Genomic DNA, 23,895 nt, shown 5'->3' with positions numbered 1-23,895 from the left:
GTTATGGAGCTAATTAGAGGCATCCACAATATTAGAGCTAGGCATCGAGATTGTGTATTAACGATAGGTAATTTTGATGGTGTACATTTAGGTCATGAAGCTGTTTTAAATGGCTTAATTAAAGACGCTGATATGTTAGACCTGCCAAGCACTGTGATGTTGTTTGAGCCGCAGCCGCAAGAGTTGTTTGCAAAAGACAAAGCACCGCCTAGGTTAACACGTTTAAGAGATAAATTAATTATTTTTAAAAAATTAGGTATAAAACGTGTTATTTGCATAAATTTCAATCGAAATTTTGCAAATTTGTCAGCAGATGATTTTATCCGTGAAATATTAATTAATAAATTAGGTGTTAAAGCCCTCACTATTGGTGACGATTTCAGGTTTGGTAAAGGACGAGTTGGCGACTTTAAAATGCTGGTTGAAATTGGCGCCCAGTTAAATATGACTGTTAAAAGCACCCGTAGTTTTCGAAAACTCGATTGTAGAGTGAGTAGTACTGCAATTAGAGATTCACTAGCAAAAAATGAAATAGAGCAAGCTAATGATATGCTAGGGCACGCTTATCAAATTTCAGGACGTGTGATCCATGGCTGTAAACAAGGTAGGCAATTAGGATTCCCAACAGCGAATGTCGCCCTTAAAAGGCAAGTAAGCCCAGTTAATGGTGTCTTTGCTGTAAAAATAAAAATATCTGATAAAGAATATTATGGGGTGGCTAATGTCGGTTCTAAGCCAACCCTTAATGGACAAAAAATGTTGCTTGAAGTGCATATTTTCGACTTTAAGCAAGATATATATGGAACATTTATAAGTGTGGAGCTTATTACTAAACTTCGCAATGAACAAAAATTTGATACGCTTGATCAACTTATCGCACAAATTGATGCCGATGTTAAAGTTGCCAAGCAGTGTTTTGGTTTGACCAATATCTAAGATACGGAAAGTTAAATAAATGAGCGACTACAAGCATACTCTGAATCTACCACAAACTGCATTCCCAATGCGTGGTAACTTGGCTAATCGTGAGCCGAAAATGCTAAAAGATTGGAACGAAAAAGATCTTTACGGCAAGATCCGTGCTGCTAAAAAAGGTAAAAAACCTTTTATTTTGCATGATGGACCTCCATATGCAAACGGTAATATTCACTTAGGTCATTCAGTAAATAAAATCCTTAAAGATATTATTATTAAAGCAAAGACTTTATCTGACTTTGATGCACCTTACATTCCTGGTTGGGATTGTCATGGTTTACCAATTGAGCTTCAAGTAGAGAAAAAAGTAGGCAAGCCAGGCAAAAAAGTAACGGCAGCACAATTCCGTGAAAAATGTCGTGAATACGCTAAAAAGCAAGTTGAAGGCCAAAAAACAGATTTTATCCGTTTAGGTGTTTTTGGTGATTGGAGTAATCCATATCTAACAATGAACTTTGATTTTGAAGCAAATGCAATCCGTGTTTTAGGGCGCATTATTGATAAAGGTCACTTACATAAAGGTTCAAAACCTGTTCATTGGTGTACAGATTGTGGTTCTGCATTAGCTGAAGCTGAAGTTGAATATCAAGATAAGCAATCACCAGCAATTGATGTAAGCTTTAAGTTTTTAGATGAATCGGCACTTGAAAGTAAATTTAATTTACCTGAAGGTCATAAAGGCGAAGGTCAAGTTGATGTTGTTATTTGGACAACAACACCTTGGACACTACCTGCTAACCGTGGTGTTGCTTTACATGAAAATGTTGAATATAGCTTAGTTCAAGTTGAAACTGAAGAAGGCAAACGTCGCTTTGTTTTAGGTTCTGAACTTGTTAAAGATGCAATGGACCGTTTTGGTTTCGATAAGTACCATGCATTAGGTTACTGTAAAGGTAGCGAGCTTGAGCATTTACAATTACAACACCCGTTTTATGATTTCTCAGTACCAGTTGTATTAGGTGAGCATGTAACAACTGACTCAGGTACAGGTGCTGTTCATACTGCGCCAGGCCATGGTCAAGAAGATTTCATCGTTGGTAAAGAATACGGCCTTGAAATTGCGAATCCTGTAGGGGCTAATGGTGTTTATTTACCGGATACACCTTTATTTGCTGGTCAGCATGTATTTAAAGCAAATGCGAGTGTGATTGAAGTATTAAAAGAAAAAAATACTTTAATGCATCACCAAGCGTTAGAGCATAGCTATCCACATTGTTGGAGACATAAAACGCCAATTATTTTCCGCGCGACACCACAATGGTTTGTAAGCATGGATCAAGCTAATTTACGTGGCGATACATTATCTGAAATTGAAAAAACACAATGGATCCCAGCTTGGGGTGAAAACCGTATCTCAAATATGGTAACAGGTCGTCCTGATTGGTGTATTTCTCGCCAACGTACTTGGGGTGTACCAATTGCATTGTTCGTAGATAAAGATACTGGCGCACTTCACCCAGACTCAAAAACCTTAATTGAACAAGTTGCAAAACGTGTTGAAGAAAAAGGCATTCAAGCTTGGTATGACTTAGAAGTAAACGAGTTATTAAACGAAGCTGATAGCGAGCGTTATGTTAAGATCCTTGATACGTTAGATGTATGGTTTGATTCTGGTGTATCTCATGCATGTGTTGTAGATGCACGTGAGGAGCTAACTGGTCCAGCTGATTTATATCTTGAAGGGTCAGATCAACATCGTGGTTGGTTTATGTCTTCAATGATGACATCTGTTGCAATCAATGGTCATGCACCTTACCGTCAAGTATTAACGCATGGTTTTACGGTTGATGAAAAAGGTCACAAAATGTCTAAGTCTTTAGGCAATGTGATTTCTCCACAAGATATCATGAACAAACTTGGTGCTGATATCTTGCGTTTATGGGTTGCATCAACAGATTATACTGCTGAAATGACAGTATCAGATGAAATCTTTAACCGTGCAGCAGATAGATACCGCCGTATTCGTAATACAAGTCGCTACTTATTATCTAACTTAGCGGGTTTTGATCCTAAGACTGATATGGTTGCATATGATGATTTAGTTGATTTAGATAAGTGGATCTTAGACAGAGCTGCTGTACTACAAGAAGAAATTGTAAATGCGTATGACGAGTACCAAATGCTACTTGTTACACAAAAACTTATGAACTTCTGTACCCTTGAGTTAGGTGCTTTCTACTTAGACGTCATTAAAGATCGTCAATATACAGCAAAAACTGAAGGTGTTGCCCGTCGTTCTTGTCAAACTGTGTTATTCCACATTGCTGAAGCGATGACACGTTGGATGGCGCCTATTATGAGCTTTACAGCCCAAGAAATTTGGCAGACATTACCAGGTGAGCGTGAAGAATTTGTATTCACAGGTCAATGGTACGAAGGTTTAGTTAAATCTGATTCTGATAAATTGAACGATCGTTGGCAAACGATCTTAACAGTACGCGATCAAGTAAATCGTGTATTAGAATCAGCGCGTAAAGAAGAAGTGATAGGTGCAACTCTACAAGCTAATGTTACAATCTCAGCGGATCAATCACTGGCTGATAAACTAACAGCATTAGGCGAAGAACTAAGATTTGTATTATTAGTATCTAAAGTGAATGTTGAAGTGGTATCTTCAAAGCCAGAAGGTGCGGTTGAAACTGAAGTTGAAAACTTATTTATTCAAGTAGAGTCAACTGATGCAACGAAATGTGAGCGCTGTTGGCATTACACTGATGATGTCGGTTCGATTGAAGGACATAGTGATATTTGTGGACGTTGTGTTACCAATATTGATGGTGAAGGCGAAGTTCGTAAATTTGCATAAGCTTACTATTAAAATAATATAACAAGATCAAAGGGCGGATTTATTCGCCCTTTATTATATATAAATAATACAGGAGTATATTTTGTTTAAAGCAAAATCCGGATTAGTTTGGTTATGGTTAACTTTAGTGATGCTAATAGCAGATCAAGTGACTAAAATTATGATTAGTACACAAATGAAGCTATATGAGTCTATAGAGCTTATACCTGTTTTTAAAATTACTTATGTACATAACTACGGCGCAGCATTTAGTTTTTTAACTGATGCCGGTGGCTGGCAGCGTTGGTTTTTTAGTATCATAGCCATAACGATAAGTGGGCTATTAATATGGTGGTTAAAAAAATTACCAGCGAGCAATAAGTTACTCGGTTCAGCTTATGCTTTAGTACTAGCAGGTGCGTTAGGAAACTTATTCGACAGACTAGCTTATGGTTATGTTGTCGACTTCCTTCATGTATTTTATAAAACATGGAATTTTCCCGTATTTAATATTGCCGATAGTGCAATATGTGTGGGTGCAGGTCTATTGTTAATCGATGCATTTTTGGAAGAGAAAGTTAAATCAGCTAAAGAACAGAAGAAAGAAGGTACGCAATAATGTCAGTTTTAATTAATGATAACTCTGAAGTCGTTTTTCACTTTTCAATTAAATTATCAGATGGCTCTGCTGCTGATTCAAGCAAAGTTCATAATAAGCCTGCAAAGTTAGTAATGGGTGATGGTAGCTTAACTGCAAACTTTGAAAAATGTTTATTAGGCCTTAAAGCGGGTGATGATAAGTCATTTGAACTAGAGCCAGAAGATGCTTTTGGTATACCAAATCCTGATAATATTTATCACCTAGATCGCACTAAATTTGGTGCAGATACCCCAGCCGAAGTGGGTGCCATTATCGCGTTTACTCAACCTGATGGGTCAGAGCTTCCGGGAATTATCCGTGAAGTAGCAGGAGAATCAGTTACTGTTGATTTTAATCACCCATTAAGTGGTCAAAAATTAACGTTTGACGTTGAAATTATTGAAGTTAAAAATTCAGAGGCAACAACCTCATGAAAATCATGCTAGCAAATCCTCGAGGATTTTGTGCTGGTGTAGATCGTGCGATCAGCATAGTTGAACGTGCTTTAGATATTTTTAAAGCCCCTATTTATGTCAGACATGAAGTAGTTCACAATAAATTTGTTGTAAACGGCCTTAAAGAGCGTGGGGCAATTTTTGTTGAAGAGCTAGATCAAATACCTGACGACAGCATTGTTATTTTTAGCGCCCATGGCGTATCTCAAGCTGTACGCAAAGAAGCAAAACGACGTGAGCTTAAAATATTTGATGCGACATGTCCGCTAGTGACTAAAGTGCATATGGAAGTAACACGTGCTAGCCGTAAAGGCATTGAATGTATTTTAATAGGTCATCAAGGTCATATTGAAGTTGAAGGCACTATGGGTCAATACGATAATGCTGATGGCGGCATTTATTTGGTGCAAACAGTTGATGACGTCGCCACTTTAGAGGTTAAAAATCCGGATAACTTAATGTATTGCAGTCAAACGACTTTATCGGTTGATGATACAGCTGATGTGATTAATACACTAAGAGCCAAGTTTCCGAATATTGACGGTCCTCGAAAGGATGATATTTGTTATGCAACACAAAATCGTCAAGATGCAGTTAGAGATTTAGCTGCAAAGGTTGATGTATTATTAGTTGTCGGTGCAAAAAATAGTTCAAACTCTAATCGATTAAGAGAAGTATCAGATAAACTAGGCACGCCAGCTTATTTGATTGATGATGCTGATTCTATGGAGCAAAGTTGGCTTGAAAAAGCTAACACTGTTGGTGTAACTGCTGGTGCATCTGCACCTGACATTTTAGTTCAGCAAGTCATTACCCAATTAAAACAATGGGGTGGTGATGAAGTGATACAAAACCCTGGCGTTATCGAAAATACAATATTTGCAGTACCAATTGAATTAAGATAAATCCATCAATATAAATAAGAGCTCGTTCTGAGCTCTTATCTTTTTAAGTAAAAACTCTATTTCATATTTATTAACATGATACAAACTTTGATAACAACTTGTCCCTAGAGACAATATATGTTAAAAAACACTCAATTAGCTCAATACTTTTCAATTTAGACAAAAATTTAATACTAAAGTACTGAATAATAAAAATAATAAGGTCTATTAATGACGCAATCTAAAAATAAAGGTTTCACTTTATTAGAAACTTTAATTGCATTTGTTGTACTCACAGTGGGCTTATTAGGCGCTGTAGCACTGCAAGCACAAGCAAAAAAAGCAAGTTATGATTCTCTGCAACGTGCTGCTGCTTTAAGTTTAGGTAATGACATTCTTGAACGCATTGGATCTAATGATACTGGTGCCGCCTTAGCCGTTTACTCAACCTCTTTTTCTTCAACTGATAAGGAAAATACAGCGTTAGCAAACGCTTGTTTTAATGCTGCTTGCACTACAGTGCAATTAGCTCAATTTGATCTTGAACAATGGCGAAGAGCTATAAAAGCACAAGACGGAACCGGGACTTTATCTGGTGCAACTGTGTGTATAGAATCAACTATAATTGGTGCAAATATAACCTTAACAGTGAATATTACTTGGTTAGGAAGGCAAAAGCTTGTTCAGGGAACTGAAAACTCAAAAGTTAGTTGTGGTGACGTCAGCGGTCAGCGAAAGTTAGTTTCTTTAGAGCGCTTCATTCTTATGAGGAATGCATAGTGAATTTTAAAGGCAATTATAAAATCAAGCAGCAAGGTATTACACTAATTGAGATGATGATTTCTTTGGTTATAGGTGTATTTATACTAGGCGGAGTTTCCTTTACATATATAAGCATGAAAACAACCACAAAAAGCACTTTAGAGATAGGTGAACTACAAGAGTCTGGTCGGTTAGCTATGGATATACTGAGTAAAGATATAGAGAGGGCAGGTTTTTGGGGCACTTATTACGGTAATACTCTTGATTTTGATAATGTTTCAATACCAGCTTCAATATCTAATGATTGTTCTGATGGGGCTAACAATGCCAGTTTTCCTATTGATTCAGCTGATAACTTTAGGTTTATTTATGGTGTTGAAACTAAAACTAAAAATGCAATGGCTTGTATATCAACAGCTGTGCCTGAAACTGATATTATTCAACTTAAAGGGCTTGCAGGGGTCAATATTGATGGTGAAAAAACGAATATTGCTCGGTACTATTTAGTTACACAAAAAACATCGGCTCAGTTGAGAGCAGGTGATAATAAAGTTTTTGTATTGGATAATTTAAATAGTTCTGTATGGCAATATAATCACCATGTTTATTATATAAGTTCTCAAACAGGACAAATTGTAAATGGTTATTCTACTGATATTCCTACATTAATGAGAAGGCGTCTAGTTGCCACCAAAGGCGGAGAGTTTGTTGATGAAGTTATCATGGAAGGAGTCGAAAATATGCGATTTATTTATGGTTTAGATACTGATGGAACCGATAAAGTTGATACTTATAGAACTGTTGAACAAATGGGGGCCGGCGACTGGGAACAATCAAACTCTAAAATAATGTCAGTTCAGATTTTTCTATTAGTAAGGTCATTGAGAGAAGATTTTTCAACCCCAGCTATCAGACGTACTTATATTTTAGGTGGTGTAAACAATGCAACTGCAAAAACGATAAATACTAATGATCAATTTAAAAGAAGCGTATTTGTTTCTACCGTAAGATTAGCTAATGGGGGATCTGAGTTATGGTAAATTTAAAGAGAAGTAAAAATTCTGGTGTCGTTTTGGTCACAGTTTTGATTATGGTCTTTGCTGTAACTGGTATTGCAGTCTCTTTAATGAGTTCTAGCAGCATTGATTTAAAAGTTGTAAGTGCGATACAAGAGAAAGAAAAAGCGATAAATATTGTTAAAGGAGATTCTTTTCGTGCTATCAGTGTTGAAAAGAAAAAAGTACTAGAAAATCATTTTTATTATTTAAAAGGTAGATTTGAAGCTAAAGATCCCAACAATAAAAAAAATCAATATTTTGATATAAGTAATATTAGTGGTAATACGAATGCTCATGGACAAGCAGATTCAAAAGTATTGTTATTTAATGAAAATAATGGGCCAGGCCCGTTAGCTTGTTTACCACGTTTAGCCGTGACACCTTCTTTAAAATGTAACTACCTTAGAATGCAAACATCAATTCATTATGGAAAATTAGATTCTAATAACATAGGTAAACATGATATAGAAATTCACAATGGCATGGTTCAGGCGCTTGGGCCCTCTACTGAATCGTTATAAAAATAATTTAAATATTTCACCTACAATAAATCATTAAGGAATACAGGTGTTAAAGAAATTAACAGTAAAAATCACTCCTTTGTTTTTAGCATTATCATTAACAATATCAGGAATTGCAATTGGGGAAGATATTGAAATTTATGTAAATCAAAATGTGACCGATCTATCTGAAAAGCCGAGGGCATTAATTATTTTTGATTCTTCTGGAAGTATGGCTTGGTCACTTGCTGATGGACGTAGGTGTCAAGGTGAATGCTGGGATAGCAGAATGAAAACTGCAAAATCATCAATCAAATCATTAATCACCCATGATGATAATAAAAATATAGATTTTGGATTGATGAGATTTAATGGAACACACGGAGGTTATGTTTTAGAAGGTCTAGGAGCCAATCACTCTGATTTGGTTTCAGCAATTGATAATAAAATCTGGGCGAGTGGAGGAACTCCTTTAACTGAAACTATGTGGGAAGCATATCGATATCTGTCAGGGAAAGGTGTGGACTTTGCACAGGATGTAAATGATAGGGATATTAGTATCGAGCAGTATTGGAAAACATATACATCTCCTTTTATACCGAAAAAAGATACTTCGGGTAAAGATATTTTACGCTGTGATAACAATGTGCATATCATCATGATGACAGATGGAGATCCAAGCACATCTTCTGATTCAAGTAGAAATACTTCAATTAGTAATTTAGCTGGCGGCGGCAGTGGAGATCACTTAGATGAACTTGCGAAATATATGCATGATGAACAAACTGATTTATGGCCTAGTACAACTGTTAAGGATACGGCCACAGTGCATACAATTGGCTTTGGTACAGGTATGTCACCTGATGGGAAAACGTTATTAAAAAATACAGCAACACTGGGTGGGGGGATTTCTACTGTAGCAGAAACAGCTGATGATTTAACAAATTCATTGAATCAAATTTTTAGAGATATAAGGGCTTCTAATACCAGTTTTACCGCTCCTTCTGTAACAAATAATGCCAGTAAAGTTAAAAGTGGTAATTATGTTTATTACGCGATGTTTTATCCTAGTACGAATACACGTTGGGCAGGAAACTTAAAAAAGTTCGAAGTTGATGGCGATACTATAAAAGGTGGAGATGGAAAAATTGCCGTTAGTGGAGGAAAAATTCTAGATTCGGCAAAAAGTTTTTGGTTAGGAAGCAATGCTGCTGATGGTGCAGATGTAAAACAAGGTGGCGCTAACTTACAATTATCAAATCAAACATCACGCAAAATTTATACTGATTTACTGAACGGTAAATCTATGCGTGAATTTAATAAATCATCATTATTGAATTTAGATAATATAGATAATGACACTGAGTTGGCGAATTTTTTAGGGACAACATCAGGAAATTTAGATAATTTACTTTCTTGGGCCATAGGTGATGATGTTGATAATGAAAATACTAATGGTAATAAAAGGTTAGATATTATGGGTGATCCACTTCACTCAAAACCAGTAGCAATTAACTATGGAGAAAAAAGCTCAGGTGTTGATGATATTCGTATTGTGATCGGTACTAATGCTGGTTTTGTTCATATGTTCCAAGATAACGGAGCAAGTGTTGAAGAAAATTGGGCGTTTATTCCTTCTGAACTTTTTCCTAACTTAATAAAATTAAAAGATAAGCAAGTGGGAAAAGTTTATGGTATGGATGCCCCAGTATCCGTTTATTTTAAAGATATTAATGCTAATGGTAAAGTTGATGGTGATGATAAGGTTTGGGCATATTTTGGTATGCGCCGTGGAGGTTCATCTTATTATGCATTAGATATCACTAACCCAGATTCTCCTAAATATAAATGGACAATTTCTCCAACTGAATCACCAGGAAATAAAGATTTTTCAGAATTAGCTCAAACATGGTCAAAACCATATATTACTTATGTTGACATTAAAGGGCATGATAAAGAAAAGCCGGTTTTAATTTTTGGCGCTGGATATGATCCTATTAAAGATAAGGATTCAACTAAAAATGGCACAGATTCAAAAGGCAGAGGGGTTTACATCGTTGATGCAGATACAGGTATATTATTATGGAGCTTAACACCCAATGTTAAAAGCGCTATTAATACTGAGTTTATGAGTAATGCTACGACGAGTACAAAAGGTTTAGATAGCGTACCAAGCGAGATTGCAGTATTAGACTCGGATTATAATGGTTTGGCTGACAGACTATACTTTGGTGACACAGGAGGTAAAGTATGGCGAGTAGATTTATCCGGTTCAGACCCATTTAGTAGTACAACACCTTGGGCAGCTCATGCATTAGCTAATTTCTCTTCAGAAAAGCAAAAGTTTTTTTATGCTCCTGAAGTTGCAAGCACATATTTTAGTAAAGTAACTAAAACAACAATAGGGGAAGATGTATTCATATCACGAAAACAGACTCCTTTTGAAGCAATATTAATAGGTAGTGGGGATAGGGTAAATCCTGTCTCAGATACTACAACAGCTGATAAGTTGTATATGATTAGAGATGAAAATACACTAACACAATATTTTACATCTTCTAAAGTACCAGATCCTATTTTAAATACGGATGGAAAGTTATTAGATATAACATTAGATCCTTTTGCTTCTAAACTTTCAAATGAGACCGCATTTAGAGAGTTAGAGTTAGAAATGTCGTCAGATTTTAAGGGGTGGTATTATAAATTAAATGGTGCTGAAAAAGCATTGTCTAAGCCTATCGTAGCAGGAGGTGTTGCTTATTTTTCTACTTTTTCACCTGATAGTAATGAGGATAATCAATGTTCTGTTACTGAAGGAAATGGTGGTTTATACGCTTTCCATTTATTATACGGCACCATCACAGCAAATTTAAAAAACTTTAAAATTAGCGATACCATTCCTGATACGCCACCTATTTATTTATCTGTAGAAAATGATAAAGTTAAAATTTCATTATTATGTCCTGGTTGTGACAAAGGGATTATTCCTGATTTATACCCTGTGTTAGAAAATGAAGTTGCAATGAATGTCGATGGCAAGGAAGGTATAGACCTTATTTCTACAGAGTTTCTTAAGTTGGATACTGTCAGATCTTATATCTATCGACTAGAGGAATCTTCGAAGAATTAAATTTGACTGCTACTAGATTTCATTTAAAATTAATCTAGTAGCTCTCAATATCATATCTATAATTTAAACACATAAAAAATACTTCTAAGCTCAAATTGTAATTAAAACCTCATACTTTTTTATCGTTTATTATTTATTCACTTCTCAAATTGTATTTTTTCTAATCCGTGTGTCTATACTCTAAAAATGGAGTTGTGGATAAGCATGAAGGTTGATTAATGCAAGCTCATTTTTGTTCATTTTTCATATCAAATTTAATGGTTTTAAAAGGTCATCATAGTTGAAAAAAGGTGTTGTAATGAACAATTCTAAAAATAGAGGTTTTACGCTTCTAGAGACGCTTATTGCCTTTTTTGTACTGACGATTGGTTTGTTAGGTGCTGTTGCGCTTCAAGCAAAGGCGAAACAAGCTAGCTATGATTCACTTCAAAGAACGGCTGCACTTGCACTAGCTCAAGATATTATTCAACGAATAAGAGTTAATGATACTGCAGCTTTAGTCGCTTTGTATGATGTCGACTTTACAAGTACTGATGAAATAACAACTGTTCAGTCTTGTGTGGATTCATTTTGTACCTCAGCTCAAGTTGCTGCATACGATATTATTCAATGGAAAAAAGCGATTAAAGCTAAAGAGTTAACAGGTGCGATGGCTAATGCAAGTGTTTGTATTAATCCAGTTTTGAGTGCTGGTGTCAGTGGTGTTGATGTTGAAGTAGTGATTAGCTGGGGAGGACGGCAAGACATAGCTCAAAATATAGAAAATACAGCAATTGAGTGCGGCTCTTCTACAGAAAATAGAAGAGTAGTTGTTGTGAATAGTTTTATTTTTATTCGGGCATGAATATGAAGCAATTTGGTTTTACATTAATAGAAATGATGATAGCGCTTGTTGTTAGTGCGTTTGTATTAAGTGGAGTCATGTTTACTTATATAAGTATGAAGGTTACAACAAGCGATACTTTAGAAATAGGAGAGCTACAAGAGTCAGGTCGTTTAGCAATGGATATTTTGAGAAAAGATATCGAGCTTACAGGGTTTTGGGGGACATATTATGGCTCTACCTTAGACGCTGCCAATGTAACTGCACCTGCAGCACCTGTTGGTGATTGTTTTGAAGGCTCTAATAATGGTAGTTTTCCAAATGATCCCACGACAAATTTTAGATATTTGTATGGGGTAACAACTACGACAAGTTCTGCAATTAATTGTATTTCAAGTGCAATAAAAAATAGTGACGTAATACAAATAAAGCACTTAGATGGCCAAAGTATTTCGGTTGCTGATAGTTTATCAAACCAATTTTATTTTATGTCTGAATATAATCAAGGTAGCTTATCGGCTGGTACAAGTGCAAATATAGATCCCTTATCACCTAATGCGAGTTTATGGGGTTATACACATAACGCATATTATATTTCTGAGCAAACATATTCATTGGGTAGTAAATCAATTACGGTTCCAGTATTAATGAGGAAAAGACTTACTGCAAATGGCTTTACAACAGAATCTATTATGGAGGGTGTCGAAAATTTAAGGTTTTTATATGGCTTAGATATTGATGGGGATAATAGAGTTGATACATATAAAACTGCTGTACAAATGTCTGATACTGATTGGGAACAGACAACAGTAAATATTTTAAATGTTCAGATATTTTTATTAATACGTGCATTTGAAGAAGATGCAAACTCTACTGCTAGTTCAAAAACATATGTATTAGGTGGCGATACAGAAGCTAATCAAAGGAAATTGAACTTTAACGATAAGTATAGAAGGGCGCTATTTGTATCTACAATTCATTTATTAAATGGAGGAGAGCAAGGATGGCGAATGTAAATTTTTATAATCAAAAAGGTGTTGTATTAATTACATCTCTCGTAATGATAATCGCAGTTACAAGTATAGCGGTTACACTCATGAGTTCGTCAGGAATAGATATTAAAATGACCAGTGCAGCACAAGAAAATGAAGTGGCACAATACTGGGTTAGGGGGGATTCAGAGCGGGCTATAAACCAGGAGATCATTGCAAGTGGAAATAGTCGTTTGTTGTACCTTACGGGTCAATTTCCTGCAGATAATACCATAGGTATTGATGTAACAGCAGCAGGTTCAAAATCTACAGTGACATTATTTAATAATAATAATGGTCCAACATTACTTAACTGTCCTCCAAGAATAGCGGTAACCAATGGCATTAAATGTAATACGTTAAGGGTTGAATCAAATTATAAATACGGTAAAGACAATAAACACTCGGTAGCATTGCTAAGTGGTATCGCTCAAGAATTAGGCATAGTAGGGCAATCCCAATAAGTAAATAAAAGTTATTAATTTATTAAGTAGTATTATTGAGGAATTTCACGTGAGTAAATTTAATTTTATAAACAGTTATATATCCGTAATTGCTTTAATACTGTTAGTAAGTATTGATGTAAAGTCAGAAGATATCGAATTATATGTCAATTACGATATTGAGGTAACTGAAAAACCGAGAGTTTTAATTATATTTGATACATCAGGTAGCATGGCTTGGTCGGTTGTTGACGGTGATGATTGCGGTAGATACTCAAGTGGCCCTTATGATGGAGATTATATACCTTGCTCTGACAGTAGAATTGGAGTGGCGCAATCTGCAATATCAGGGTTAGTATCATCTAATCCTGATATTGAATTTGGTTTAATGCGTTTTAAAGGAAGTAGTGGTGGTTACGTACTGTCAGGTATGGGGACGTCCCAAGCTAATTTACTCACTGATATTACCAATCTAAGGGCTGATGGCTCTACTCCGCTCTCCGAAACTTTATGGGAATCCTATCGTTACTTATCTGGTAAAAGCATGAAATATGGTGATGGAGTTGAAGATAGGGATAAAAGTATAGATGATGGCGATACCTATACATCGGCATTTGTACCTGAAGTTGTAGATGGAAAAACGGTTTTACGTTGTGACAATTCAATTAATATTATTTTAATGAGTGATGGAGATCCAACACGGGATACAGCAAGAAATAGTGATATAAAGAACTTATTTCCTGATGGTGAAGTACCGTACCGTATAAAAACCGCGGGAGGGAGTGATAATTACTTACATGCTATGGCTAAATATATGTATACCACTGACTTGTATCCATCAACTCCTGATACCATTGATATAGGTCGTACATTTACAATTGGTTTTGGTACTGGTATGAGCAATGCGGGTAAGGCGCTATTAGAAGAAACTGCAGATTTAGGCGGCGGAGAAAATTTACATGCCAATACAGCTTCTGAATTAGTTTCTGCATTCGAACGAACAATTAACAAAATAAGAGAAGTAAACAGTACCTTTTCAGCACCTTCCGTAGCAAGTAATAACTTTGATAGAACACAAAGTCGAGATTCAGTTTATTATGCTATGTTTTATCCAGATAAAGGTGCACGTTGGAAAGGTAACTTAAAAAAACTAAAAGTGCTAGGTGAAACGATTGTAGATTCACGAAGTACACCTCAGCCTGCTATTGCGGATAATGGAAATATTAAAGAAACGGCAAGAACCTATTGGTTACCTGATTCTGCTGCTGATGATGGTAATGATGTTCAACAAGGTGGTGCAAATTTAGCTTTATCTGGAATATCTTCTCGTAATGTATATACAGATGTAGGTACTGGTAGTCCATTGCCTGCATTTACCAAAGATAATGCTGAAACTGTAGCTGGTTCAGCTGAAAATCTAGCTTCCTTAATGGGAGTCAGTGAGAATGAATTAAGCAACTTATTTAGTTGGACTATTGGTAATGATGTGGATGATGAAAATAGTGATGGTTCAACAACTGATAAGCGAGTTGATATTATGGGGGATCCACTTCATTCTAAACCGATAGCATTAGATTACGGTGATGGGTCTGTTCGTGTATTAGTAGGTACAAATGCTGGTTTTATTCATATGTTTAAGGATTCTGGGGATGCTATTACTGAAAGTTGGGCGTTTATCCCTTATGAATTGTACCCTAATTTAGATGATTTAAGGCAGAACAAAGGTGATACAAAAATTTATGGGATGGATGCTCCTGCTGCCGTTTATTTTGACGATGTAAATGATAATGGTATTGTAGAAACAGGTGATAAAGTTTGGGCATTCTTTGGCATGAGACGTGGCGGTTACTCTTATTACGCTTTAGACATTACTTCTCCAGATAGCCCTAAATTGTTATGGACATTAAAAAATAAAGATAGTGGTTTTGAAAAAATGGGACAGACATGGTCTAAACCATACATAGGTTTTATTGACGTTGATGGCTTTACTAATAGACCTCTTCTTATTTTTGGTGCCGGTTATGATATTAATAAAGACAATGATGCCAAAAGTGCTGATTCAGTAGGGGCTGGTATTTATGTCATCGATGCAGAAACAAAAAAATCAGTTTGGAGCTTGGTCGCTGGAGGTGATACTAACTTTCCAGGTACGCATAGTATTCCAAGTGACATAGCTGTGATAGACTCAGATTACGATGGTTATATTGACAGGTTATACGCTGGAGATACCGGAGGAGATGTATGGCGAGTTGATATGCCAGGTACAGATCCGTTAAGTACAGATACACCTTGGACCGTTTTCAAAATTGCAGAACTAGGATCTACGACAGCCTCTGAAAACCGTAAGTTTTTCTATCAGCCGGAAGTTGCTAGAACTTACTTTAGTAAAGTGAGTGAAACAACAATTGAAGAAAATGGCGAAACTAAAACATATTTAGTAAGAAAAGAAACACCCTATGAAGCAATTTTAATTGGTAGTGGCAATCGGGTACATCCAAGCTATAAGGTAATTAACGACTATCTCTTTATGATAAGAGATGAAAGTACCATAACAAAATCATTTAATGATGAAGTTCCCACTTCAATAAAAATAGATGATTTATTGAGTATTAATAGTGACCCTTTTGGGAATGCTTTAAGTGATGAAGATACATTTAGGGACGTGGAGTTGAGTTATTCTACTTTTAAAGGATGGAAATATAGTTTGACCACAGGTGAAAAGTCTTTATCAAAGCCAAGCGTTGTAGGTGGTGTTGCATACTTTTCGACCTTTACTGCTGCAGATGAGTCTAATGATAATCAATGTTCATTAAGCGGGGGAGCTGGCTCTCTTTATGCCTTTCATTTACATTACGGAACTAAAGTATATGATAGTTTGAAATTTGATGTTGGTGATAATGTACCAGATACTCCACAATTATTTTTTGATAAAAATGATGATGATGAAAGTCAGTTCTTATTAATAGGTGTGGGTAAAGGTGAAGACGGTACTGGCGTAGTAAAAGCTAAATCAATTTTAGAAAATATAGTGCCAACAGATGTTGATAAAGATGGCACAATTGATTTAATAGAGACAAATATATTAGGATTACAGACAGTAAGATCGTATATTTATCGCCAGGAAAAATCATCAGGAAATTAGAATGAAAAAAAATGGGTTTACATTAATTGAAGTTATGATCACGGTTGCGATTGTAGGCATATTAGCAGCAGTTGCATATCCTAACTATACAGAACACGTTAAAAAATCAGCTAGGGCTGAAGCAATAACTGCTTTAGTTGATGCTGCTAATAGACAAGAACAGTTTTTTGTAGATAATCATGATTATACAGCTGTTTTAGCTAATCTAGGTTTAAATACCACTACTGAAACTGGGTTATATACATTAACAATAGTAGCTGAGGCTAATTCTAGAGAGTTTGCAATAACAGCCACACCTGCCAGCGGTGTGCCGTTAACTGATTCTGATTGTACCACTTTAGTGATTAATGAGCTTTCTACAAAAACATCTACAGGTTCTGGCACATCAAAAGAATGTTGGGGTCGTTAGAGGCTGAAATATATTTAGCAATTATCAGTATTGCGTACCCTAATGCGTCCAGCTTGGCTTACTGTAATACGTTTACCTTCTAAATTAAGACTTTCAGGAAGGCAGTAAATAATACTGCCTGATTGAAATCCATCAAGACTGCCATCTGCTCTATAAGTTACTGCAACTCGTGGATAATTCAGCGAGTGGTTGTCACTAACTTCATCTAAAACTTTTAATATGTAATCTTCCCCATCTAATTCTTGATTTGAATTAAAATCTACAAAAATAAACAACTCTTTATGCCACTCTTTTGTGCAGATACCTGATATTAATGGGCACAAAGTAACATTTGTAGTATTTTTAATGGCTATAATTCGCGTGAATACTAAATTAGTTTTAAGTAATGATAGAAAATTATCTCTTTCATTTTCTGCTAATAGTTTTGAATATGAAGGACTAGTTATGGCTAATAAAATACCTACGATACAACAGGCAGTCATTAACTCAATAAGTGAACATCCATTGTTATGGTATTTTAAATAATGTTGATTTATAAACTTCATCCTTGAAGCCTAAGTTTGTTACTGTTATTACTACTTTAGAATATAAATCATAAATGTAAAGGAATTATGTACAAGTGATTGAACTATCATGACCTGTATTTCTGACTCGTCCAGAAGCGCTTAAGTTTAAGGTAATACTTTGATCGTTATCACCATTAGGGCAAAATGTTAGATTGCCTAACTGGCCAGTCGGGATCCTACCTTGGCCATCAAAACTTACAGCTGAACTTAAAGCACTGTGAACAAATAAATCATTAGCATTGTTGTCAGTGATGATATCCATACTTCTGAGCATGATATCGCTAGCAGGATCAAATGTTAGATTAGCGTTAATATCAACAAACACTGCTATATTTAAACTATTCCATGTATTTACACAAGCTGAGGTCGCAGTAACTGAAGCTAGAGGGCAAACAACAACAGATTCATCATTTACTGTCGCCTGTGCTCTGGCGTACATAAAATTTCGTTTCAGCTCAAAAGTGAAACCTTCTGCTCGATCATCTTCTAATAGACTGGACATGCTGGGTAAGGCTATTGCTGCTAGTATTCCTACTATTGCGATGGTGACCATTAATTCTAATAGTGTAAAGCCTGATTTTTTGGACTGCATTGGTAAACCTTAAATCTTACTTTTATTTATATAAGTCAGTATAACGGTTTGTTGATTAATTCTATATATTTGATTGTTATTAAAAATTAATTTAAATATGAGATGAATATAAATAGATTTTTAAGGTTAACTATTGAAGTGAATTGAATTATTTAATAATGGTGCGGAAAGAGAGACTTGAACTCTCACATCTTGCGATACTGGAACCTAAATCCAGCGCGTCTACCAATTCCGCCACTTCCGCATACTTATTTTCGTCACATTCTTACTGGTAGAAAGAATGGCTGGGATATCTGATTTGTAATTAGGAAAGGGTTCTGAGAACAATTCACGTTATTCCGTTATTCCGTTATTCCGTTATTCCGTTATTTCAATTTTAAAAGAAATTGGCTGGGATACCAGGATTTGAACCTGGGAATGCCGAGATCAAAACCCGGTGCCTTACCGCTTGGCGATATCCCAAAAAATAACTTTATTGTTGATTGTTTTAATTCTAATCAAAGAATGGTGCGGAAAGAGAGACTTGAACTCTCACATCTTGCGATACTGGAACCTAAATCCAGCGCGTCTACCAATTCCGCCACTTCCGCATACTTATTTTCGTCACATTCTTACTGCAAGAAAGAATGGCTGGGATACCAGGATTTGAACCTGGGAATGCCGAGATCAAAACCCGGTGCCTTACCGCTTGGCGATATCCCAACAAATAACTTTATTGTTGATTGTTTTAATTCTAATCAAAGAATGGTGCGGAAAGAGAGACTTGAACTCTCACATCTTGCGATACTGGAACCTAAATCCAGCGCGTCTACCAATTCCGCCACTTCCGCATACTTATTTTTCGTTACATTCTTACTGGTAGAAAGAATGGCTGGGATACCAGGATTTGAACCTGGGAATGCCGAGATCAAAACCCGGTGCCTTACCGCTTGGCGATATCCCAACAAATAACTTTTTTTTGATTGTTTTAATTCAAATCAAAGAATGGTGCGGAAAGAGAGACTTGAACTCTCACATCTTGCGATACTGGAACCTAAATCCAGCGCGTCTACCAATTCCGCCACTTCCGCATTCAATATCATATATTGAGGTAGTAATAGATTTTAAGTTTCTATTAAACTTTAAAATGGTGGCTACTACGGGATTTGAACCTGTGACCCCATCATTATGAGTGATGTGCTCTAACCAGCTGAGCTAAGTAGCCAAATTTTATTTTTTACTATCATTCACTTTAATTAAAAAGTGGCTGGGATACCAGGATTTGAACCTGGGAATGCCGAGATCAAAACCCGGTGCCTTACCGCTTGGCGATATCCCAACAATAATCTATTAAAACTAAATGGTGCGGAAAGAGAGACTTGAACTCTCACATCTTGCGATACTGGAACCTAAATCCAGCGCGTCTACCAATTCCGCCACTTCCGCGATACCAGTTTCATAAATGGAACTTTTAGTTTTATGCATGCAAAGTTAGTAATGGTGGCTACTACGGGATTTGAACCTGTGACCCCATCATTATGAGTGATGTGCTCTAACCAGCTGAGCTAAGTAGCCATTGCTTAACCATCTCTGCGGTGCGGGGCGTATTATGCGGATAACCCTCAATTGCGTCAACACCTTTTTTTAAAAAAAGTACCATGATCGGATCGTTTGCAGGAAATTTAAACTAACTGATTAAAAAAGAATACATAATAGAATGATTTATGGCTTTTTAGACAAATTTAAATGTGTGTAATATTATTCTATTTTATGTTTTTTAAGATTGTTAAAAGGTATAGTCTTTAAAATACCTAAAAAAGAACACAAAAATATGAATTTTAAATGACTATTACTTTCTGGTTCGACATTGGGTGTAAATTAGCGGTATAAATAAAGCACATTTATGAATAATTAATGTTTAGTAATGCGTACTTACTAGAATGTTATAAATGTAAAAAAGAACTAAAAATCTGTATAAGGGAATTTGACCAGTCCCATCCGCTCATAATTACGCAGACGATATATTTAATATAGAGTATGAGTCATTTTATCTTGGTTAAATAGGTGGTTTGTTAATTTTATTGATTATAAGAAGTGATAGCTGGTGTGAAGTTAATCGAAATGAAAGTTAAACTTTTATGCTTAAACTGATATGCAGTCAATAAATATTTTAAGCATAAAAAAACCCGCATAAGCGGGCTTTTAAACGTTTGTAAAATTAAACGTTAAATAAGAAGTTTAATACATCACCATCTTTAACAATGTAGTCTTTACCTTCTTGACGCATTTTACCTGCTTCTTTTGCTTTGTTTTCACCTTTGAATTCAATGTAATCATCAAAAGCAATGGTTTGAGCACGTATAAAGCCTTTTTCAAAGTCAGTATGAATTTTACCAGCAGCCTGTGGCGCAGTATCACCTTTTGAAATAGTCCAAGCGCGTACTTCTTTAACACCTGCAGTAAAGTAAGTTTGAAGATTTAATAAATCGTAACCACCACGGATCACACGATCTAAACCTGGCTCTTCTAAACCGAGATCAGCCATAAACTCAATACGATCTTCATCATCAAGCTCAGAAAGTTCTGATTCAATCGCTGCACATACAGCTACTACTACAGCACCTTCAGTCTCTGCAATCGCTTTAACTTTATCGAGATATGGGTTATTTTCAAAACCATCTTCACTTACATTAGCAATATACATTGTTGGTTTGATTGTTAAGAAGTTGATGTATTCAATCGCAGCTCGCTCTTCTTTTGTAAGTTCAAGAGAACGTAAAATTAGACCTTCATCTAAATGTGCTTTAACTTTTACAAGTACAGCAGATTCAACTTTAGCATCTTTATCGCCACCTTTTGCTTTTTTAGCTATACGGAAAATAGCACGATCAGCGCTATCCATATCAGCAAGTACTAGCTCTGTATTGATAACATCAATATCGTCTTCTGGTTTTATATCACCAGCAACGTGCACAATATTGTCATCTTGGAAACAACGAACAACATGGCCAATGGCATCGGTTTCACGGATATTAGCTAAAAACTTATTACCTAAACCTTCACCTTGAGATGCGCCTTTAACTAGGCCTGCAATATCTACAAATTCCATTGTAGTTGGTAAGATTTTTTGTGGTTGAACAATTTCAGCTAATTGATCAAGACGAGAATCTGGTACAGGTACTACACCTGTATTTGGTTCAATCGTACAAAATGGAAAGTTAGCAGCTTCGATGCCAGCTTTTGTTAACGCGTTAAAGAGTGTTGATTTACCAACATTAGGCAAACCGACGATACCACATTTAAAACCCATTTGAGGATACCTTTTATTTTGACAATCTAACCAATTTTATTATGGTTTGAATGAATGTAATCTGTTTTGTGCTTTTAGCACACCATCTTTCGCTAAAATTTCTAAACAACGTACAGCTTCATCAATAGCAGCATCCATTAATTCTTGTTCAGATTGAGGTGCTTTACCTAAAACCCAACCTGTCACTTGTTCGCGATGACCAGGGTGACCTATACCAATGCGTAGTCGCATAAAGTCTTTTTTATTCGCCATTTTGCTGATGATATCTTTTAGACCATTATGTCCACCATGACCACCGCCTTTTTTTAATTTGGCGATACCTGGATCTAAATCAAGCTCATCATGAGCAACTAAAATATTTTCAACGGGAATTTTAAAGAAATTTGCTAAACTACCAACTGATTTCCCACTTAAATTCATAAAAGTAGTCGGGATGAGTAGTTTAAATTCTTGGTTTTGGATTATCACTTTGCCAGTTATGCCGTGATATTTAGGATCATGCTTTAATGTGCAGTTATAGCGATGTGCAATTTGCTCAATAAACCAAGCACCTGCATTGTGACGTGTTTTAGCGTATTCGGGGCCTGGATTAGCCAGGCCCACAAGCATTTGAATTGAATTCAAGGATAATTATCCTAAATTACTATTCAGCTGCTGCTTCTTCTTCAGTATCTTCAGCTTTTGCTTTAGGTACTTTGATGTTAGCTACAGCAAGGTCATGACCTTTAACTAACTCAACTGAAGAAACACCTTCAGGAAGTTTTACGTCAGAAATATGAAGTGTAGTACCAGCTTCTAGAGCAGATACATCAATTTCTACAAACTCAGGTAAATTAGCTGGTAAACAGCTTACTTCGATTTCAGTTGCTTGGTGTAATACTGTTGCACCCGTTTTAGCAATTACTTCTTCGCCGATGAAGTGAATTGGTAATTTAGTGTGGATCTTATGAGTAGCATCAACACGTTGGAAATCTAAGTGAGTTACCACTGGCTTGAAAGGGTGACGCTGCATATCTTTTAAGATTGCTTGAACAGATTCACCAGCAATGTTTAAAGTTAAGATATGAGTGTAAAAACCTTCGTTTTCTTGTGCTTTGATGATCGTTTTGTGCTCAAAAGATAAAGATTGTGCTTCTTTATCAGCTCCGTAAAGGATAGCTGGAACTTTGTTTTCTTTACGTAGGCGGCGGCTCGCACTCGTACCTAGGTCAGCACGTACTTCAGCATCTAATGTGTAGATTTCGTTAGACATTATTGTCTCCAATATATTTTAAATTTATGTTTCAACTCTTCGCGACCAAAGAGCCCACCAAAAATCGGCGCGCAATGATAACACTACTGAAAATTAAATGTAATGTTTTTATTCAATAAGGTTTTTAAAAGGAAGGGTATTATTATTAGGAATAAAAAAAGCGCTGATTAATCAGCGCTTAATAAAGAATTTATCGTAATAAGACTTTATTATTGATCAAACATCGCAGAGATTGACTCTTCATTGCTAATACGACGTATCGTTTCAGCTAACATGTCTGCAAGTGTTAATACAGTGATCTTATCAATTGCTTTTAGCTCATCAGTTAAAGGAACAGAATCTGTTACGATAACTTCATCAATTACAGAGTTACGGATATTTTCCGCAGCTGCACCTGATAAGATTGGATGAGTAGCGTAAGCAAAAACACGTTTAGCGCCATGCTCTTTTAATGCTTCAGCAGCTTTACATAATGTTCCACCAGTATCGATCATATCATCAACGATAATACAATCACGACCAGCAACATCACCTATGATGTGCATTACTTGAGAAACGTTTGCTTTAGGGCGACGTTTATCAATAATAGCAAGGTCAGCATCATCTAATAATTTAGCGACTGCACGCGCACGTACAACACCGCCGATATCAGGAGATACAACAACAACATCATCAAATGATTTCTGTTGCATGTTTTCTAACAGTACAGGCGTACCAAAAACATTATCAACAGGAACATCGAAGAAACCTTGGATTTGTTCAGCATGTAAATCAACCGTAAGAACACGGTCAACACCTACACTAGATAAAAAGTCAGCAACAACTTTTGCAGTGATAGGAACACGAGCAGAACGTACACGTCTGTCCTGACGAGAGTAACCAAAATATGGAATAACAGCTGTAATACGACCAGCAGATGCACGACGAAGCGCATCAACCATAACGATTAATTCCATTAGGTTATCATTAGTAGGGGTACAAGTAGACTGGATAATAAATACATCCGAACCACGTACATTTTCATTGATTTGAACTGCGATTTCACCGTCACTAAAACGACCTACTTCCGCTTGTCCCATTTCAATATATAAACGTTTGGCAACTTTTTGAGCTAACTCAGGTGTTGCATTACCGGCGAAGAGCTTCATGTCTGGCACAG

20 protein-coding genes and 11 tRNA genes are annotated in these 23,895 nt (G+C 36.1%); 14 read left to right on the top strand and 17 right to left on the bottom strand.

The window, feature by feature from the left end; translation table 11 throughout:
• Positions 1 to 3: 3 nt before the first annotated feature.
• From ribF to PSA_RS13855, 14 genes are all read left to right on the top strand, one after another.
• Positions 4 to 936 carry a bifunctional riboflavin kinase/FAD synthetase gene (ribF, locus tag PSA_RS13920; protein WP_042148622.1) on the top strand — a complete coding sequence of 311 codons (933 nt, stop codon included), beginning with the start codon at positions 4 to 6 and terminating at the stop codon, positions 934 to 936.
• Positions 937 to 955: 19 nt separating this feature from the next.
• Entirely contained in the window at positions 956 to 3,781 is a 2,826-nt protein-coding gene (gene ileS, locus PSA_RS13915) for an isoleucine--tRNA ligase (RefSeq protein WP_042148625.1), read from the top strand.
• 82 nt (positions 3,782 to 3,863) lie between these two features.
• Positions 3,864 to 4,379, top strand: a complete 516-nt coding sequence (gene lspA, locus PSA_RS13910) for a signal peptidase II (protein ID WP_082305733.1) — start codon at positions 3,864 to 3,866, stop codon at positions 4,377 to 4,379.
• Positions 4,379 to 4,834, top strand: a complete 456-nt coding sequence (gene fkpB / locus PSA_RS13905; protein ID WP_042148628.1) for an FKBP-type peptidyl-prolyl cis-trans isomerase — start codon at positions 4,379 to 4,381, stop codon at positions 4,832 to 4,834. The genes lspA and fkpB overlap by 1 nt, the downstream gene beginning before the upstream one ends.
• On the top strand, positions 4,831 to 5,760 hold the full coding sequence (gene ispH / locus PSA_RS13900; protein WP_042148631.1) for a 4-hydroxy-3-methylbut-2-enyl diphosphate reductase: 930 nt from the start codon (positions 4,831 to 4,833) through the stop codon (positions 5,758 to 5,760). Before fkpB ends, ispH begins: the two co-directional genes overlap by 4 nt.
• A 210-nt stretch (positions 5,761 to 5,970) precedes the next feature.
• The gene (gene pilV / locus PSA_RS13895) at positions 5,971 to 6,519 is read left to right on the top strand and encodes a type IV pilus modification protein PilV (protein ID WP_042148634.1); all 549 of its coding nucleotides are present in this window, start codon (positions 5,971 to 5,973) and stop codon (positions 6,517 to 6,519) included.
• The gene (locus PSA_RS13890; protein ID WP_231665261.1) at positions 6,519 to 7,541 is read left to right on the top strand and encodes a PilW family protein; all 1,023 of its coding nucleotides are present in this window, start codon (positions 6,519 to 6,521) and stop codon (positions 7,539 to 7,541) included. Before pilV (PSA_RS13895) ends, PSA_RS13890 begins: the two co-directional genes overlap by 1 nt.
• A complete protein-coding gene (locus PSA_RS13885) occupies positions 7,535 to 8,080 on the top strand; it encodes a pilus assembly PilX N-terminal domain-containing protein (protein ID WP_052380114.1) in 546 nt (181 codons plus the stop codon). Before PSA_RS13890 ends, PSA_RS13885 begins: the two co-directional genes overlap by 7 nt.
• A gap of 46 nt (positions 8,081 to 8,126) precedes the next feature.
• Positions 8,127 to 11,189 (top strand): pilus assembly protein, encoded by a 3,063-nt coding sequence (locus PSA_RS13880; protein ID WP_042148636.1) that lies wholly within the window; start codon positions 8,127 to 8,129, stop codon positions 11,187 to 11,189.
• 298 nt (positions 11,190 to 11,487) lie between these two features.
• The gene (gene pilV, locus PSA_RS13875) at positions 11,488 to 12,033 is read left to right on the top strand and encodes a type IV pilus modification protein PilV (RefSeq protein ID WP_042148641.1); all 546 of its coding nucleotides are present in this window, start codon (positions 11,488 to 11,490) and stop codon (positions 12,031 to 12,033) included.
• A gap of 2 nt (positions 12,034 to 12,035) precedes the next feature.
• Entirely contained in the window at positions 12,036 to 13,028 is a 993-nt protein-coding gene (locus PSA_RS13870) for a PilW family protein (protein ID WP_042148680.1), read from the top strand.
• Entirely contained in the window at positions 13,016 to 13,507 is a 492-nt protein-coding gene (locus PSA_RS13865; RefSeq protein ID WP_042148644.1) for a hypothetical protein, read from the top strand. Before PSA_RS13870 ends, PSA_RS13865 begins: the two co-directional genes overlap by 13 nt.
• A gap of 49 nt (positions 13,508 to 13,556) precedes the next feature.
• Positions 13,557 to 16,628 carry a pilus assembly protein gene (locus PSA_RS13860; RefSeq protein WP_231665260.1) on the top strand — a complete coding sequence of 1,024 codons (3,072 nt, stop codon included), beginning with the start codon at positions 13,557 to 13,559 and terminating at the stop codon, positions 16,626 to 16,628.
• 1 nt (position 16,629) lies between these two features.
• Entirely contained in the window at positions 16,630 to 17,037 is a 408-nt protein-coding gene (locus tag PSA_RS13855) for a type IV pilin protein (protein WP_042148647.1), read from the top strand.
• Positions 17,038 to 17,051: 14 nt separating this feature from the next.
• On the opposite strand, the gene PSA_RS13850 is transcribed toward PSA_RS13855, so the two are convergent.
• The 17 genes from PSA_RS13850 to PSA_RS13770 all read right to left on the bottom strand — a co-directional run bounded on the left by PSA_RS13850 (position 17,052) and on the right by PSA_RS13770 (position 23,893).
• Positions 17,052 to 17,582 carry a GspH/FimT family pseudopilin gene (locus PSA_RS13850; RefSeq protein ID WP_042148651.1) on the bottom strand — a complete coding sequence of 177 codons (531 nt, stop codon included), beginning with the start codon at positions 17,580 to 17,582 and terminating at the stop codon, positions 17,052 to 17,054.
• 64 nt (positions 17,583 to 17,646) lie between these two features.
• On the bottom strand, positions 17,647 to 18,195 hold the full coding sequence (locus tag PSA_RS25895; RefSeq protein WP_042148654.1) for a GspH/FimT family pseudopilin: 549 nt from the start codon (positions 18,193 to 18,195) through the stop codon (positions 17,647 to 17,649).
• A 159-nt stretch (positions 18,196 to 18,354) separates the two neighbouring features.
• A tRNA-Leu gene (locus PSA_RS13840) sits at positions 18,355 to 18,439 on the bottom strand.
• 143 nt (positions 18,440 to 18,582) lie between these two features.
• Positions 18,583 to 18,657: transfer RNA gene (locus PSA_RS13835), tRNA-Gln, on the bottom strand.
• A 43-nt stretch (positions 18,658 to 18,700) separates the two neighbouring features.
• Positions 18,701 to 18,785: transfer RNA gene (locus PSA_RS13830), tRNA-Leu, on the bottom strand.
• Between the two features lie 37 nt (positions 18,786 to 18,822).
• A tRNA-Gln gene (locus PSA_RS13825) sits at positions 18,823 to 18,897 on the bottom strand.
• Between the two features lie 43 nt (positions 18,898 to 18,940).
• Positions 18,941 to 19,025: transfer RNA gene (locus PSA_RS13820), tRNA-Leu, on the bottom strand.
• A 38-nt stretch (positions 19,026 to 19,063) separates the two neighbouring features.
• Positions 19,064 to 19,138, bottom strand: a tRNA-Gln gene (locus PSA_RS13815).
• A 42-nt stretch (positions 19,139 to 19,180) separates the two neighbouring features.
• Positions 19,181 to 19,265 (bottom strand) — tRNA-Leu (locus PSA_RS13810).
• 57 nt (positions 19,266 to 19,322) lie between these two features.
• A tRNA-Met gene (locus tag PSA_RS13805) sits at positions 19,323 to 19,399 on the bottom strand.
• Positions 19,400 to 19,438: 39 nt separating this feature from the next.
• Positions 19,439 to 19,513: transfer RNA gene (locus tag PSA_RS13800), tRNA-Gln, on the bottom strand.
• A gap of 22 nt (positions 19,514 to 19,535) precedes the next feature.
• A tRNA-Leu gene (locus PSA_RS13795) sits at positions 19,536 to 19,620 on the bottom strand.
• Between the two features lie 52 nt (positions 19,621 to 19,672).
• A tRNA-Met gene (locus PSA_RS13790) sits at positions 19,673 to 19,749 on the bottom strand.
• A 643-nt stretch (positions 19,750 to 20,392) separates the two neighbouring features.
• Positions 20,393 to 21,484: a redox-regulated ATPase YchF gene (ychF, locus tag PSA_RS13785; RefSeq protein WP_042148700.1), complete on the bottom strand. Its 1,092-nt coding sequence runs from the start codon at positions 21,482 to 21,484 to the stop codon at positions 20,393 to 20,395.
• Between the two features lie 39 nt (positions 21,485 to 21,523).
• Positions 21,524 to 22,108: an aminoacyl-tRNA hydrolase gene (gene pth / locus PSA_RS13780; RefSeq protein WP_042148703.1), complete on the bottom strand. Its 585-nt coding sequence runs from the start codon at positions 22,106 to 22,108 to the stop codon at positions 21,524 to 21,526.
• A 19-nt stretch (positions 22,109 to 22,127) separates the two neighbouring features.
• Entirely contained in the window at positions 22,128 to 22,736 is a 609-nt protein-coding gene (locus PSA_RS13775; RefSeq protein WP_042148706.1) for a 50S ribosomal protein L25/general stress protein Ctc, read from the bottom strand.
• Positions 22,737 to 22,945: 209 nt separating this feature from the next.
• Positions 22,946 to 23,893: a ribose-phosphate pyrophosphokinase gene (locus PSA_RS13770; protein WP_042148709.1), complete on the bottom strand. Its 948-nt coding sequence runs from the start codon at positions 23,891 to 23,893 to the stop codon at positions 22,946 to 22,948.
• Positions 23,894 to 23,895: the final 2 nt, after the last annotated feature.

This window comes from Pseudoalteromonas sp. '520P1 No. 423', assembly GCF_001269985.1.
In the GTDB taxonomy this organism is placed as follows: Bacteria; Pseudomonadota; Gammaproteobacteria; order Enterobacterales; family Alteromonadaceae; genus Pseudoalteromonas.
Note: the sequence above shows the minus strand (reverse complement) of the source record. Positions and strands in the feature narration are given on the sequence as shown.